At 71.3% G+C, this 14,500-nt stretch carries 13 protein-coding genes; 9 read left to right on the top strand and 4 right to left on the bottom strand.

The window, feature by feature from the left end; translation table 11 throughout:
* Positions 1–75 precede the first annotated feature (75 nt).
* Positions 76–1,677 carry an MFS transporter gene (locus AB0I10_RS25885; protein ID WP_363155003.1) on the bottom strand — a complete coding sequence of 534 codons (1,602 nt, stop codon included), beginning with the start codon at positions 1,675–1,677 and terminating at the stop codon, positions 76–78.
* Positions 1,678–1,792: 115 nt separating this feature from the next.
* Between AB0I10_RS25885 and AB0I10_RS25880 the strand changes: the two genes are divergently transcribed.
* The 7 genes from AB0I10_RS25880 to AB0I10_RS25850 all read left to right on the top strand — a co-directional run bounded on the left by AB0I10_RS25880 (position 1,793) and on the right by AB0I10_RS25850 (position 9,955).
* Entirely contained in the window at positions 1,793–2,449 is a 657-nt protein-coding gene (locus tag AB0I10_RS25880; RefSeq protein ID WP_363155002.1) for a TetR/AcrR family transcriptional regulator, read from the top strand.
* Positions 2,450–2,640: 191 nt separating this feature from the next.
* The gene (locus tag AB0I10_RS25875; RefSeq protein WP_363155001.1) at positions 2,641–3,855 is read left to right on the top strand and encodes an alpha/beta hydrolase; all 1,215 of its coding nucleotides are present in this window, start codon (positions 2,641–2,643) and stop codon (positions 3,853–3,855) included.
* A 189-nt stretch (positions 3,856–4,044) separates the two neighbouring features.
* Positions 4,045–4,923 (top strand): DUF4429 domain-containing protein, encoded by an 879-nt coding sequence (locus AB0I10_RS25870; RefSeq protein ID WP_363155000.1) that lies wholly within the window; start codon positions 4,045–4,047, stop codon positions 4,921–4,923.
* A 135-nt stretch (positions 4,924–5,058) separates the two neighbouring features.
* On the top strand, positions 5,059–6,540 hold the full coding sequence (locus tag AB0I10_RS25865) for a sensor histidine kinase (protein ID WP_363154999.1): 1,482 nt from the start codon (positions 5,059–5,061) through the stop codon (positions 6,538–6,540).
* A complete protein-coding gene (locus tag AB0I10_RS25860; RefSeq protein WP_363154998.1) occupies positions 6,537–7,217 on the top strand; it encodes a response regulator transcription factor in 681 nt (226 codons plus the stop codon). The genes AB0I10_RS25865 and AB0I10_RS25860 overlap by 4 nt, the downstream gene beginning before the upstream one ends.
* A gap of 197 nt (positions 7,218–7,414) precedes the next feature.
* The gene (locus tag AB0I10_RS25855) at positions 7,415–8,581 is read left to right on the top strand and encodes an alpha/beta hydrolase (protein ID WP_363154997.1); all 1,167 of its coding nucleotides are present in this window, start codon (positions 7,415–7,417) and stop codon (positions 8,579–8,581) included.
* 81 nt (positions 8,582–8,662) lie between these two features.
* Positions 8,663–9,955 (top strand): acyltransferase, encoded by a 1,293-nt coding sequence (locus AB0I10_RS25850; protein ID WP_363154996.1) that lies wholly within the window; start codon positions 8,663–8,665, stop codon positions 9,953–9,955.
* A 32-nt stretch (positions 9,956–9,987) separates the two neighbouring features.
* Here the strand turns inward: AB0I10_RS25850 and AB0I10_RS25845 are convergent, their stop codons facing one another.
* Positions 9,988–11,004: an aldo/keto reductase gene (locus AB0I10_RS25845; protein ID WP_363154995.1), complete on the bottom strand. Its 1,017-nt coding sequence runs from the start codon at positions 11,002–11,004 to the stop codon at positions 9,988–9,990.
* Positions 11,005–11,011: 7 nt separating this feature from the next.
* Positions 11,012–11,500 carry a MerR family transcriptional regulator gene (locus tag AB0I10_RS25840; RefSeq protein ID WP_363154994.1) on the bottom strand — a complete coding sequence of 163 codons (489 nt, stop codon included), beginning with the start codon at positions 11,498–11,500 and terminating at the stop codon, positions 11,012–11,014.
* 137 nt (positions 11,501–11,637) lie between these two features.
* Between AB0I10_RS25840 and AB0I10_RS25835 the strand changes: the two genes are divergently transcribed.
* On the top strand, positions 11,638–12,450 hold the full coding sequence (locus AB0I10_RS25835) for a serine hydrolase domain-containing protein (RefSeq protein WP_363154993.1): 813 nt from the start codon (positions 11,638–11,640) through the stop codon (positions 12,448–12,450).
* Positions 12,451–12,525: 75 nt separating this feature from the next.
* Here AB0I10_RS25835 and AB0I10_RS25830 read toward each other — a convergent pair whose 3' ends face one another.
* On the bottom strand, positions 12,526–13,197 hold the full coding sequence (locus AB0I10_RS25830) for a pirin family protein (protein WP_363154992.1): 672 nt from the start codon (positions 13,195–13,197) through the stop codon (positions 12,526–12,528).
* A gap of 58 nt (positions 13,198–13,255) precedes the next feature.
* Between AB0I10_RS25830 and AB0I10_RS25825 the strand changes: the two genes are divergently transcribed.
* Entirely contained in the window at positions 13,256–14,440 is a 1,185-nt protein-coding gene (locus AB0I10_RS25825) for a helix-turn-helix domain-containing protein (protein WP_248866473.1), read from the top strand.
* Positions 14,441–14,500: the final 60 nt, after the last annotated feature.

Here is a 14,500-nt window from a genome sequence, read left to right as displayed (position 1 = left end):
GCCGGCCGAGGGGTACCTCAGCCGGCCGCGCGCCGTCGTCGTACGCGGTACTGCCGGGTGGTGCGGGGATGCCGGTCAGATGTGACCGGCGCCGGCGCCCGCCTCCGCGTTCGCACCGCGCTTGGTGAACGTCGCGACGACGGCCGCGACGATCGCCACCCCGCAGGCGACCGTGAAGGCCAGGCCCATGCCCGAGACGAAGGTGTCGTGGGCGACGGAGGTGATCTTCTGCGCGATCTCCGGAGGGGTGCCCTTCGGCACCGGTGCGATGCCGGCCGAGACGGCGTCGGCCGCCTGGGACATCTTGGCGGGCGGGACCGGCGGGAGGCCGGCCGACTGCCAGTTGTCCGGGAACCGGCTGTCGACGCGGGAGGCCATCACCGCGCCGAGTACGGCCGTACCGAGGCTGCCGCCGACCTGCATCGCGGCCTGCTGCAGACCGCCGGCGACACCGGAGAGCTCCAACGGGGCGTTGCCGACGATGACTTCGGTGGCGCCGACCATGACGGGGGCCAGGCCCAGGCCGAGCAGCGCGAACCAGACGGACATCGGGCCGGTGCTGCTGTCGGTGTCCAGGCCGGACATGCCGTACATGGCGACGGCGGTGAGGACCATGCCGCCGACCAGCGGAATCCGCGGGCCGAACTTGGTGATCAGGGCGCCCGCGAGCGGCGAGCCGACGATCATCATGCCGGTGAGCGGGAGGAGGTGCAGTCCGCTGTCGACGGGGCTCATGCCGTGCACGTTCTGGAGGTAGAACGTCACGAAGAACAGGCCTCCCAGGAAGGCGAAGGCCATCAGCACCATCAGGACCGTGCCGGCGGCCAGCGGCACCGAGCGGAACATCCGCAGCGGGATGAGCGGCTCACGGACCTTGGTCTCCAGGACGGCGAACAGCGCGAAGAGGACGACCGCGCCGATCAGGAAGCCCAAGGTCTTCATGTCGCCCCAGCCCCATTCCGTCGCCTTGATCAGCGGCCAGATGAGGCAGAACATCGCGCCGGAGAGCAGCACGATGCCCGGGATGTCGAAGGAGCGGGGGGCGTTCTCGGCGCGGTGGTCCTTGAGTATCACCAGGCCGAGGACCAGGGCCAGGATGCCGACCGGGACGTTGATGAAGAACACCGACTGCCAGTTGACGTGCTCGACGAGCAGTCCGCCGACGATCGGTCCACCGGCGGTGGAGGCGCCGATGACCATGCCCCAGATGCCGATCGCCATGTTGAGCTTCTCGGCCGGGAAGGTCGCGCGCAGCAGTCCGAGCGCGGCCGGCATCAGCAGCGCGCCGAAGAGGCCCTGGAGAACGCGGAAGGTGATCACCAGCGCGACCTCGCTGGAGAACCCGATGGCACAGGACGCGGCCGCGAACCCGACGACGCCTATGAGGAAGGTCTGGCGGTGGCCGAAGCGGTCACCGAGCTTGCCGGCCGTGATCAGCGAGACGGCCAGGGCGAGCATGTAGCCGTTGGTTATCCACTGGACGTCGGCAAGCGAAGCGCCCAGGTCCTGCTTGATGGCCGGGTTGGCGATGGCGACGATGGTGCCGTCGAGAGCGACCATCATGACGCCGATGGCGACGGAGAAGAGGGTCAGCCACGGATGGCCCCGCAGCCCCTTGCGGGGCTCCGGTACGGGAAGGTCCGGTGCGCGATCGGCAACGGGGGTCTGGGAGGTCATGTCACGAGGCTAATGTCAGCCACTGACAGTTGACAAAGTAATTCATGAGTCGGTAACTGTCATTTAGCTCACAGGTATCCTGATCAGCGAGAACCCCCTGGAAAGGCGGCGCAGGATGGCGACCCCGACGCCGCAGACGGCACCCCCGGGCGGGCTGCGCGAACGCAAGAAGCAGCGCACCCGCGACGCCCTGATCCGTGCGGCACTGGAGCTGTTCACGGAGCAGGGGTACGACACGACGACGATCGACGAGATCGCGGAGGCGGTGGACGTCTCCCAGCGCACGTACTTCCGGTACTTCGCCAACAAGGAAGAGGTCGTCTTCGCCGTCCAGGAGATGGTGGAGGCCCGCTTCCTGGAGGAGTTGAGCGCACGGCCGGGGAGCGAGGCCCCGCTGACGGCGCTGCGCAGCGCCGTGATGGTGGCCTGGGACGACATCGGCAACGCGATCGAGTCGGTGATCCCGGTGGAGCTGCACATGCGCTCGTACCGGATGATCGAATCGACGCCCGCACTGGTCGCCGTACATCTGCGGCGCTCGTCCGAACTGGAGGAGCAGATCGCGCGGTTGCTCGCCGGGCGCGAGGGGCTGGACGTGGACGCCGATCCTCGGCCGCGGGTGCTGGTCGCGGCGTTCAGCGGAGTGATGCGGGTGGCGGGGAAGGTGTGGGGCGAGGGGCAGGACTGCAGCGTGGCGTCCATCCGCGAACTGACCAAGTCCTACCTGGACCATCTCGCGCCGGCGATGCACGACGACTGGCGGGCGCGATGAGCAGGGCCGACGCCCGGTAACCGGACCCCGCCCCTGTGTGATCATTTGGCCGCCTCATGAGATCACCCCTGCACGGCTGAGCACCGGAAATGGCCGAGCAATGTCCGAATTGTTCGAAATACCCGCCGCGAAACGTGATATGACTCACGGGCTCAGCAGGCACCCTGCCAAGTCTCCTAGGGTGGCTCGCGGTGACTTCCTTCCCGGGCCTCGGCCCCTCCTCCGGTTTCCTGCAATCCACCGCCTGGCGCGCCGCTCTCGCCCTGGTGGTGGTGTTCGTGATGCTTGCCATGACCGGCTGGACGGCCATCAGAAGCACCAACGAGGACGCCAATCCCCTGGCCACCGCCAACGAGGCTTGGAAGCACGCCACTTTTCACGGACGTCCGCTGCCCGACCCCGACGGCACTCCGGCCGCGATCCGGTCCTTCTTCGCCAAGCTCGACTCCGCCGAGCGCCGGACGCTCGCGACCCGATACCCACTGGCCGTCGGCAACATGGGCGGCGCCCCCGTACAACTCCGTTACCGCGCGAACCGGATGGCGCTCGACGACGCCCGCGCCATCGAGAAGCAGCGCATGGGCGATAAGCGGCTGACGCCGGTCGGACGCCAGGAGGCCGGGCGGCTGATGCACCGCTTCGAGTCGATGATGAGCCGCGGGCGGCAGATCCTGGCCTTCGATCCGGCCAGCGGCGGCCGGGCCGCGGAGGTCTTCGGCAACCTCGGCAAGGCCCGCCGGGTCTCCGTCGTCGTGCCCGGTGTGGACACCAATCTGTCGACCTTCGAGCGCACCGCGCGGGCGACGGCCGCCCCCGTCGGCATGGCCCGGTCCCTGTACGCCGCGGAGCGCGATGCCCGGCCGCAGGCCCGTACCGCCGTGATCGCCTGGGCCGACTACACCTCGCCGTCCGGCCTGGGGGTCGAGGCCGCCACCGGGCAGCTCGCCGAGGCCGGCGCGGTCCGACTGCGTGCGCTCGTGAAGTCGCTGCCCACCTCCGGGCCCGTCTCGCTGTTCTGCCACAGCTACGGGTCCGTGGTGTGCGGCGTCGCCGCGCGCAACCTGCCGTCCAACGTCGAGGACATCGCGGTGGCGGGCAGCCCCGGGATGCGCGCCGAGAGCCGCTCCGGGCTGGGCACACACGCCCGGGTGTGGGCGATGCGGGACGCCGACGACTGGATCCAGGACGTGCCGTACCTGGAGGTCGGCGGGCTCGGCCACGGCGCGGACCCGGTCGATCCGTCCTTCGGCTCCCGGATCCTGTCGGCCGAGGGCGCCGTCGGACACGCCGGATACTTCGCGCCCGGCACCCGCAGCCTGCGCAATTTCGCGCTGGTCGGGGTCGGCGCGGTCAGCTCGGTGGAGTGCGCGACCGATGACCCCCATTGCAGCGCGGATCTCGCCTGAGGGCGGGACGCCGTACGACCGGTCGGCCGCAGGCCCGGCCCGGCGCCCGGGGACGGGCCGGGCCTGCGGAAACCGTGGTGAACGGGACGGAACGGGGACGGGGCGGGTGGCCGGGAGCCTGATGACGCGCGTAGCGCAAGGTGTCCGGAAGGGGGACGGGCGGGCAATCGCCCGCATACGATGAGCCGCATGGGTGATGTGCTGGCCGGTTTTCACGCCGTCTGGGAGTTCGACACGGACTCCGTACTCATCCGCTTCGAACGGGGGATCCGCAGGCCGAAGCTGTTTCAGGCGCTCGGCGAGCGACGCATTCCGTACGAGGCGTTGAGGTCGGTCGAGCTGTCCGAGGGCAGACGGGGCACGGTGGTGCTGCACGCTGTGCCACGGCACGGCGCCGATCCTCTGATGGAGGCGGCGGACGGACAGCTCAAGGAGGACGTCGACCCGTACCGGCTGGTGCTGCCGGCCGAGCGCGAGACGCTGGCCGAGTACTACGCCGACGAGCTGCGCACCGCGCTGGGGCCCGCGGCCAAGGAGCCCGCCGAGCGCCATCTGGTGGCCGCTCCGGAGCCGCCGCTGCACTTCAAGGCGTACGACGGCAAGGCGTCCTTCGACGGCCGGTCGGTCGCCTTCCGCTGGTTCTGGACGGGTGCGTCGTCCGCGAAGTGGAAGAGCGGCGACCAGACCTTCACGGTCGGCGAGCTGGCCGGGGTGGAGTGGCGCTCACCGGAGATCTTCAACGGCTATCTGCGGCTGCTGGAGCGCGGGGGCCGGGACGCGGGGGCCGACGAGGCCGACCAGGACCCGGCCGCGGTGGTCTTCGGCCTCGGCTACGGCCCGGTCCATGAGTCGCTGCCGTTCGCGGCCGCGGTGCTGCAGGCCGTACGGGCCGCCGAGCCGGCACAGGACACCGCGCCCCGCGAGCCGGTACGGCGGGCCGGGGACGCGCGCCGGGATCCGGCGGACATCGCGGACCGGATACGGCACCTCGGCGAGCTGCACGAGGCGGGGCTGCTGACGGACGACGAGTTCAGCGCGAAGAAGGCCGAGCTGCTGGCGGAGCTTTAGGGCGGGCGCGGAGCGGGTGCCGAGCGGGTGCGAGGGCCGTCGGCCCGTTGGTCGGGTCATACCGTGGTACGGATCGGAAGGCCGAACCCTGGTATGACGCTTCGGCGAGCGCGGTCCGCTTACATTGATTTCGCGATGTCCAAACGATCTCTCACCCCAGAACGCGAGCCGACCCGCAGCGCAGAGCGCGAGTCGGCCCGCAGCCGGGCGACGCGCGCCGCGCGGCAGGCGCTGCGCGTCCTCGCCGTCGAGCTCGGCACCCCGGCCGGGCCCGGCACTCCGCTCTTCGGCACCGTCCAGAATCGCTGGCTGCGCCGGTTGCCGTATGTCGTCGCGTTCCTTTTCGCGGTCTCCCTGCTGCCGTCGAGCATCAACGTCCTGGGCCACGACTACGGCATGAACGGCGGGCTGGCCGGCGGGCTCGCCACCGCGCAGACCGTGCCGCTGCTGCTCGCGGTGACCCGGCCGCTGCAGGCATGGTGGGTGATCTTCGCGGCGGACGTGGTGTGCGCGCTGGCCCTCACCGGTGCCGACGGCGTCGCGGGCCGCGCCTGGCCCTGGCCGCCGACGGTGATCGTCGGCTATCTCGTGCTGATGCTGGCGCTGTCCCTGCGCGAGCGCCGCCGCACCCTCATCGCCGTATGGCTGACGACCGGAGCGGCCGGCATGCTCGCCGAGCCGATCACCCCCGAGCACAGCTATGGCACCTGGGTGCTGCTGTTCGTGCTCTCCGGCGTGATGCTGCTGATGGGCGGCACCCTGCGGGAACGGGGCGACACCCAACGGAAGTTGCGGGAGCAGGAGACCATCAGCGAGGCGGAGCGCGCCCGCCGCACACTGCTGGAGGAGCGCACCCGTATCGCCCGCGAGCTGCATGACGTCGTCGCCCACCACATGTCGGTGATCACGGTCCAGGCCGACAGTGCCCCGTACCGCATCGGCGGGATACCCAAAGAGGCCCAGGAGGAGTTCGGGGCGATCGCCGCGACCGCGCGCGAATCGCTGGCGGAGATGCGCCGGCTGCTGGGCGTGCTGCGCAGCGAGGAGTCGGAGCGGCACGGCGGCCCGGAGAAGGCTCCGCAGCCCGGGATCGGGCAGCTGCCGAAGCTGGTCGAGGGGACCGTCCGGGCCGGTGTGCCGGTCGAGTTGGCACTGCCCGAGGAGCCGGTGGCGCTCGAACCGGCGGTGGATCTGTCGGCGTACCGGATCGTGCAGGAGGCGCTGGCCAATGTGGTGCGGCATGCCCCGGGAGCGCGGACCCGGGTGTCGGTGACGACGGCGGCGGACGGCTCGCGGCTGACCGTCCTGGTCGTCAACTCCGCGCCGCCCGCACCGTCCGCGCCGCTGGAGACCACCGGGACCGGGCATGGCCTGATCGGTATGCGGGAGCGGGTGCGTCTGCTGGACGGTTCGCTGGACACCGGGCCGCTGCCGGACGGGGGCTTCCGGGTCGCCGCCCAACTGCCGCTGACCGGGCTGCCGTCATCGGCGGACCCGCGGTCTGCGGGGTCCGCGTCCGGGGGCTCCGCCCCGGACGGTTCGCCGTCCCCGTCTTCCTCCCCCTCGGCCCCCTCCTCCGCATCTCCCTCCTCCACGAAGGACTCTCCCTCCGCATGACCACTCGGGTGATCATCGTCGACGACCAGGCCATGGTGCGGGCGGGTTTTGCCGCGCTGCTCGCCGCGCAAAGCGATATCGATGTGGTGGGTGATGCTCCGGACGGTGTGCGGGGCGTGGAGCTGAGCCGCACGGTGCATCCGGATGTGGTGCTGATGGATGTGCGGATGCCCGAGATGGACGGGCTGGAGGCGGCCCGTCAGCTGCTCGATCCGCCCATCGGCGTCACCCACCGTCCGAAGGTGCTGATGCTGACCACCTTCGATGTCGATGACTACGTGTACGAAGCGCTGCGCGCTGGCGCATCCGGGTTTCTGCTGAAGGACGCGCCGCCGGCCGATCTGATCTCCGCCGTTCGCGTCGTGGCAGCCGGTGAGGCGCTGCTCGCGCCGTCGGTGACGCGACGGTTGATCGCCGATTTCGCGCGCCAGCGCCCGGCCCCCCGCAAAGGCCGGACCTCGCTGCGGCTCAACGGCCTCACCCCGCGCGAGACGGAAGTCCTGGAACTGATCGCGCGCGGCCTCTCGAACCAGGAGATCGCCGATTCGCTGGTCCTGGCCGAGCAGACCGTGAAGACCCATATCGGCCGTGTCCTCGCCAAGTTGGAGCTGCGGGACCGCGCCCAGGCCGTGATCTTCGCGTATGAGTCGGGGCTGGTCGCGCCCGGGGAGAGATGACGGGTGGGCCGGCCCGGTGAGGGGTGGGGTTAACCCCACCAAGGGGATGGGGCCAGCACTTACGTCCTGAGGGCGAGTGGAGCCGGTACCCCATACCCCGGTATCACCTGGGAGTTGGCTCCGCAGTGTGACGCCACGTCGTACACCCTCTTCCTACGTTTCCCTCTGCCACACCAACGGGAGAGGGAGACACCACCATGTCCGTGCTGCGAACCGCCACTCGGCGCAGCAAGCGCGCGCTCATCGCCGCCGCACTCGCGGTGGCCATCGCCGCCGGAACCGGCGGCTGGGCGGCCGGTTCCGCGCAGACCGCCGTCACCGGCCCGCCGCCCGGCGCCGCCGCCTGGCGCGCCGACCACTCCCTCGGCGTCCGGCCGCCGGACCCCGCGACCGCGGCCCCCACCGACGTCGCCCGCTTCTTCGGCTCGCTGACCGAAGCACAGCGGCATACGCTCGCGACCCGGCACCCGCTGACCGTAGGCAACCTCGACGGCGCGCCCATCACACTGCGGTACGAGGCCAACGCCCTCGCCCTGAAGGCCGAACGGGACCGCCAGATGGCCCGCGCCACCGATCCGGCCGGCACACTCCAGGACCACCGGCAGGCCAGGAAGGCGGCCGACCGCTGCGCCGCCCTGCTCGCGCCCGGCCGTCACATTCTCGCCTTCGACCCGCGCGGACGCGGTCAAGTCGCGGAAGTCCACGGCGACTTGACCACCGCCGAACGCAGCGCGGTGATCGTGCCCGGGTCGGACATCGATCTGGCCTCCTTCGACCGCGCGAAAGACCCGTACGGCACGCCGACCGGCATGGCCACCTCGCTGCGCGCTCAGATGGCCGCCGACGCACCCGGCACGCGTACGGCCGTCATAGCCTGGGCCGGATACACCACGCCGGTCGGCATCGGCCCTGACGCCGCCACCGGCCGGCTCGCGGAGGCCGGTGCGCCGCGGCTGGGCCGCCTGCTGTCCGGCCTCGCCGCCACCGGCGCCCCGGCCCCCACCGTGCTCTGCCACAGCTATGGCTCGGTTGTCTGCGGACTGGCCGCCCCGGAGGTGGGCCGCGGCGCAATCGCCGACCTGATCGTCTTCGGCTCCCCCGGTATGCGCCGGGACAGCGTGGCGGAGCTGCGTACCTCGGCACGGGTCTGGGCGGCCCGCGATGCGTCCGACTGGATCGGCGACATCCCGAACGTCGAACTGCTGGGCCTGGGCCACGGCGAGGACCCCACCGACCCCGCCTTCGGCGCGCGCCATGTCTCCGCCGAGCGGGCCGAGGGCCACACCGGCTATCTCGCCCCGGGCACGGACTCCCTGCGCAACTTCGCCGCCATCACCTTGGGCCGGTACGGCGAGGTGCGCTGACCGCCCGCTTCGGGCCCGCGCCGTACCCCGGACTCCGCCGCCACTCCTGACCACAAGGACGCCTCAACTCAAGGACCCCTCATGGCCATCGCACTCCTCGCACCCGGAAGCCGTACGGGCCGGAAAACAGCCCCGGAAACCGCACCGAAAGCAACCTGGCGAGCGGCCCGGAAAGCGGTCCGCTCGATCGAGGACCGCACCCCGGCCCACCGCGACCGCGCCATCGACGGCCTACGGGCCCTGGCACTGCTCGCCGTGCCCACCGGCCACTGGCTGCTCGGCGGCTTCACCCTCGACGCCGACGGAGCGCTGCACAACGCCAGCCCGCTGTCCGCCTTCGGCTTTCTCTCGCCCGCCAGTTGGGTGCTCCAGATGCTCGGCATCTTCTTCCTGGTCGGCGGCCATTCCTCGGTGCTGTCCTTCCGGCGCGCCACCGAGCGGGGCGGGTCGACCGGCGTCTGGCTGCGCGGCCGGCTCGTACGACTGGGGCGCCCCGTACTCGGAGTGACCGCCGTGTGGGCGGCGATGCTCCCCCTTCTGTACGCGCTGGGGGTGCCGGAGGCGACCCTGCGGACCGGGGCGACGCTGGTGATCCAGCCGCTGTGGTTCGTCGGCGTGTATGCGGCGATCACCGCGCTCACGCCGTACTGCCTACGTGCCGCGCGGCGGCTGGGCGCCTGGGCCGCGGCACCGCTGCTCGCCGCGGTGGCCACGGTGGACTTCCTGCGTTACGGACCGTCCGCGGACGCCATGCCGTCCTGGCTGAGCCTGCTCAACCTGCTCCCCGGCTGGATGTTCGCCTACCAACTCGGCGTCTCCTGGGGTGAGAAGCGGCTCGGCAGGCGCGCCGCCTGGTCGCTGCTCCTCGGGGGCGCCGCCCTGTTCGCCGCGCTGCTGCTGTTCTTCCACTACCCGGCGAGCATGGTCGGCGTCCCCGGCGAGGCCCGTACGAACTCACACCCGCCGTCGCTGCTGGTCCTGGCCCTGGCGGCGGCGCAGTCCGGCGCAGCGATCCTGCTCCGCGACCGGCTCGCGAAACTGCTGCGCCGGCCCGCCCTCTGGGCACCGGTCGTCGTCATCAACCTCTCCGCGATGACGATCCTGTGCTGGCACCAGACCGCGATGCTCTCGGCCGCCGTGCCCGCGTCCTTCTTCGGTCCGGGCGCGGTGCCCGGCCTGACCGTCGCGCCCGACACCCCCGGCTGGATCCTCGCCCGGCTCGCCTGGCTGCCCGTCTTCGCCGCCGCCCTGATCCTCATCGGCCGTACCACCCGCCGCTTCGAGGCGCCCTGGACCGGCGTCACCCGCCTCCGCCGCGCCGCCGCAGCCGTCCTGGCCGCAGGGTTCGCGGTGTTCGCGCTGGGGCTGGCGTGAGCGAGGGCAGGGGCGCCAGGCCGGCTACGGGGCTACTCCCGGCCGGCAGACGTGAACGTCATGTCCGCGTAGCGCGCCCCCGCTACCTGCCCGGCGATCGGCTCCAGGAGGGCCAGGTCCTGCTCGCTCAGTTCGATCCGTGTGGCGGCGGTGTTCTCCTCGATCCGGGTGCGCTTGCGCGTGCCGGGGATCGGTACGACGGCGAGGCCCCGCGCCGTGGCCTGCTGCTGCACCCAGGCCAGCGCGATCTGGCCGAGCGACGCGCCATGGGCCTCGGCGACCTTCCGGACCGGCTCCAGCAGGGCGGCGTTGACGGCCGCGTTGTCACCGGTGAAGCGGGGCTGCTGGCGGCGGAAGTCGTCCTCGCCCAGTTCCTTGTCGGCGCTGACGAACGAGCCGGCCAGGAAACCGCGGCCGAGCGGCGAGTACGGCACGAAGCCGACGCCGAGCTCAACTGCGGCCGCCATCACGCCGCCCTCGACGTCCCGGCTGAACAGCGACCATTCCGACTGCAGCGCCGCGATCGGGTGCACGGCCTGCGCCGCGCGCAGTTCGGAGCCGGTCACCTCGCTCAGCCCCAGGTGCTTGACCTTGCCCTCGGCCACCAGCTCCGCCATCGCACCGACCGATTCCTCGATGGGGACGTTCACATCGCGCCGGTGCATGTAGTAGAGGTCGATCTCGTCCACGCCGAGCCGCCGCAGACTGGCCTCGACGGCCTGGCGGATGTAGGGACGGTCATTGCGGATGACGCGCTTGGTCGGCTCTGCCGGGTCGTAGGACAGCGCGAACTTGGTGGCCAGCACGACCTCGTCGCGGTGTGCCTGGATGAACGGCGCGATGAACTTCTCGTTCTCCCCCATGCCGTACACATCGGCGGTGTCGTAGAGCGTGACGCCCAGCTCCAGCGCCCGCTCCAGCGTGGCCCGTGCCTCGTCGGCGTCCGTCGGGCCGTAGGCGAAGCTCATGCCCATACAGCCGAGGCCCTGCACGCCGACCCGCGGGCCGCCGGTGCCCAGCTCAACCGTGTCGATCTTCTCGCTACCCATGGAGACCTCAGAACCTCTCAGACGCCCGTCGGGCGTCGGCATAGACGCCGATCTTGTAGTCGAGTATGTCCAGCGTGCTCTGCAGCTCCGCGATGCGCTGCCGTACGTCCTCCCGGTGCGTGGTCAGCAGCTCCTCGCGGGCGGTGAAGGTGCCCTCGCCGGCCCGCACCAGCTCGGCATAGCGGACCATGTCCGCGACCGGCATGCCGGTCAGCCGGAGCTTGGTCACCAGGCTCAGCCAGTCCAGATCGCGGTTGGTGAAGCGCCGCTGACCCGTGTGCGTACGGTCCACATGCGGCATCAGGCCGATCCGCTCGTACCAGCGCAGGGTGTGGGCGCTGAGCCCGGTGTGTTCGGCCACCTCGCTGATCGTGTACTGGTCCCGGCCGGCGGGCCGCGGATGGACGGGCGTCGCTCTGCAGCCGCGCACACTCCCCGAATGACCACCGATCGCGACCGCACCTGCCGTCACCGGTTCGCTCTGCGTCACCGTCATGCTGCGTCTCCCCTCCTGCCGGATTCCTCTCGACTTCTCCAACGCTAGAGAGTTCGAGTGCACTCCAAGCAAGCGAGATCCAAGGGAAGACTTGACCGGAATTTGAGGGCATCAGGGCACCCCTTAGGCTCGGGGACATGCAGAGCCTGCGGATGATCGAGAACTGGCCGGTGCCCACCGCTGCCGCCGCCGTCGTACGCGCCGACGGCACGGTGGCCGGATCGTACGGACCGCTGGAGCACCGTTTCGCGCTGGCGTCGGTGACCAAGCCGCTCGCCGCGTACGCCGCGCTGCTGGCCGTCGAGGAGGGCGCCATCGAGCTGGACGAACCGGCCGGCCCGGAGGGGTCCACGGTCCGTCATCTCCTCGCGCACACCTCCGGTCTGGCCTTCGACGAGCAGCGCACGATGGCCGAACCGGGCACCCGCCGGCTCTACTCCAACACCGGCTTCGAGGCGCTCGGCGACCACATCGCCAAGGCGACCGACATCCCCTTCCCGCAGTATCTGCACGAGGCGGTGCTGGAGCCGCTCGGCATGACGGCGACCGAGCTGCCCGGCTCGCCCGCCAAGGACGGCGTCTCGACGGTCGCGGATCTCATCCGGTTCGCCGCCGAGCTCCAGGCGCCGCGGCTGCTCGCCCCGGAGACGCTCGCGGAGGCGACGTCGGTGGCCTACCCCGGCGTGACGGGTGTGCTGCCCGGCTACGGGCACCAGAAGCCCAACGACTGGGGACTGGGCTTCGAGATCCGCGACGGCAAGTCGCCGCACTGGACCGGCGCGTCGTCCTCGCCGCGTACGTTCGGGCACTTCGGGCAGTCGGGAACGTTCCTGTGGGTGGACCCAGACGCAAAGGCTGCGTGCGTGGCGCTGGCCGACCGGGCCTTCGGGCCGTGGGCCGTCGAGGCCTGGCCGGTGCTGACCGACGCGGTCCTCGCCGAGCTGACCTGAGCCGGGCTCATCGGGCCGAGCCGGGCGACGGGCTCAGGGCGTACGCACCGGCCTCCGGATGCGTATGCCCGCGCCTCACACGCCGGTGGCCTCCGGCCCCATCTCCCACACCAGGCACTCCGCTGCCCCCGCTCCCGTCAGCTCCAGCCCCTCCGCGTCGGTGATCCGCGCCGCGTCGCCCGTATCGAGGCGCCGCTCGCCGATCCGGACCGCACCCCGCACCACGTGCACATAGACGCGCGTGGCATCCGGGACCGCGGTGCGTTCGCCGTCGGCGAGGCGGCGCAGGTGCAGCATCGCGCCGGCCCGCGGGACCGCGTACGGGGTGCCGTCGGCGATGCCGCGGACCACCTCGTACGCCGGGTCGCCGCCGAATTCGGTCGCCGCCAGCCACATCTGCACAAAGCGCAGCGGCCGCGTACCGTCATTGCGCTCGATATGCCGTACGCCGCCGGCCGAGCTGAGCCGCTGGAGATCGCCGGGACGTACGGTGGTCTCGTGGCCCGTCGAGTCGCGGTGTGTCAGCTCGCCCTCGATGACCCAGGTGACGATCTCCGTGTCGCGGTGCGGATGCTCGTCGAAGCCGGCGCCGGCCGCCAGCCGCTCCTCGTTGCAGGCGATCAGCGCGCCGAAACGCAGGTTGTCCGGGTCGAAGTGCGGCCCGAAGGAGAACGCATGCAGCGACTCGATTCCGGCCTTCGCGTCGTCGTCCCGATAGCGTTCAGCGCCTCTGCGCACCTCAATCATGGCGCCACGGTAGCCCCGCCACCTCACCCCCTCATCCCGATAGGGCAGGCTTGTCCCCGTGTCTGAACCCGCATCGCGCGACGCGCACCCGCATTCGGCTACCCTCCGCCGCCTGGAGCAGTCGGCCGGCAAACTGGCGGCCGCGGCCATCGCCCGCATGGACGCCACGCTGCCCTGGTACCGCGCGATGCCACCGGAGAACCGCTCCTGGATCGGTCTGGTGGCGCAGGCCGGTATCGCCGCTTTCACCGAATGGTTCCGGCATCCCGAGACGCCGCAGGCCATCAGCACCGATGTCTTCGGTACCGCGCCGCGCGAGCTGACCCGGGCGATCACGCTGCGCCAGACCGTGGAGATGGTCCGGACGACGATCGAGGTCATGGAGTCCGCGATCGACGATGTCGCGGCGCCCGGCGATGAGTCCGTCCTGCGTGAGGCGCTGCTGGTCTACGCCCGGGAGATCGCCTTCGCCACCGCGCAGGTCTATGCGCAGGCCGCCGAGGCGCGGGGTGCGTGGGATGCCCGGCTGGAGTCGCTGGTGGTCAACGCGGTGCTCTCCGGAGAGGCCGACGAGGGCGCGGTGTCGCGGGCCGCCGCACTGGGCTGGAACTCCCCCGAACATGTCTGTGTGGTGCTCGGCACCGCCCCGGACGGGGACAGCGAGCTGACCGTCGAGGCGATCCGGCGGGCCGCCCGGCACGCCAAGCTCCAGGTTCTGACGGGTGTCCTGGGCAGCCGCCTGGTGGTGATCGCGGGTGGCTCGGACAATCCGCTCAAGGCCGCGAAGGCGCTGATCGGCCCGTACGCGGCGGGTCCCGTGGTGGCGGGCCCGGTGGTTTCCGATCTGCTCGCCGCGACCCGGTCCGCGCAGGCCGCGGCCGCCGGACTGCGGGCGTGCGCCGCCTGGCCGGACGCTCCCCGGCCGGTCCTCGCGGACGATCTGCTGCCGGAGCGCGCGATGGCTTCGGACCCGGTCGCGCGAGAGCAGTTGGTGGAGGAGATCTACAGACCGCTGGAGGAAGCGGGGTCGGCGCTCCTGGAGACACTGAGCGTCTATCTGGAGCAGGCAAGCAGCCTTGAGGGCGCGGCCCGAATGTTGTTCGTCCACCCCAACACCGTGCGCTATCGGCTGCGACGTGTGACAGACGTCACCGGATGGTCGCCGTCCGATGTGCGCTCCGCGTTCACCCTGCGTATCGCGTTGATCCTGGGGCGTCTGGCTGACGGTGAGGCGCAACTCTAGACTTTTGTCGGACATCAACAATTCCCCCGATGGTTCTTCGTCCCTGTCCCCACGGGCGGG

This window comes from Streptomyces sp. NPDC050636 (genome assembly GCF_040654775.1).
GTDB lineage: Bacteria > Actinomycetota > Actinomycetes > Streptomycetales > Streptomycetaceae > Streptomyces.
Note: the sequence above shows the minus strand (reverse complement) of the source record. Positions and strands in the feature narration are given on the sequence as shown.

What these genes read in the sequence shown, in the direction of transcription:
- AB0I10_RS25840 (WP_363154994.1), bottom strand. Translation starts at nt 11,500, where the DNA reads ATGACGGTGACGCAGAGCGAACCGGTGACGGCAGGTGCGGTCGCGATC.
- AB0I10_RS25850 (WP_363154996.1), top strand. Translation starts at nt 8,663, where the DNA reads ATGGCCATCGCACTCCTCGCACCCGGAAGCCGTACGGGCCGGAAAACA.
- AB0I10_RS25835 (WP_363154993.1), top strand. Translation starts at nt 11,638, where the DNA reads ATGCAGAGCCTGCGGATGATCGAGAACTGGCCGGTGCCCACCGCTGCC.
- AB0I10_RS25855 (WP_363154997.1), top strand. Translation starts at nt 7,415, where the DNA reads ATGTCCGTGCTGCGAACCGCCACTCGGCGCAGCAAGCGCGCGCTCATC.
- AB0I10_RS25845 (WP_363154995.1), bottom strand. Translation starts at nt 11,004, where the DNA reads ATGGGTAGCGAGAAGATCGACACGGTTGAGCTGGGCACCGGCGGCCCG.
- AB0I10_RS25865 (WP_363154999.1), top strand. Translation starts at nt 5,059, where the DNA reads ATGTCCAAACGATCTCTCACCCCAGAACGCGAGCCGACCCGCAGCGCA.
- AB0I10_RS25880 (WP_363155002.1), top strand. Translation starts at nt 1,793, where the DNA reads ATGGCGACCCCGACGCCGCAGACGGCACCCCCGGGCGGGCTGCGCGAA.
- AB0I10_RS25885 (WP_363155003.1), bottom strand. Translation starts at nt 1,677, where the DNA reads ATGACCTCCCAGACCCCCGTTGCCGATCGCGCACCGGACCTTCCCGTA.
- AB0I10_RS25860 (WP_363154998.1), top strand. Translation starts at nt 6,537, where the DNA reads ATGACCACTCGGGTGATCATCGTCGACGACCAGGCCATGGTGCGGGCG.
- AB0I10_RS25870 (WP_363155000.1), top strand. Translation starts at nt 4,045, where the DNA reads ATGGGTGATGTGCTGGCCGGTTTTCACGCCGTCTGGGAGTTCGACACG.
- AB0I10_RS25830 (WP_363154992.1), bottom strand. Translation starts at nt 13,197, where the DNA reads ATGATTGAGGTGCGCAGAGGCGCTGAACGCTATCGGGACGACGACGCG.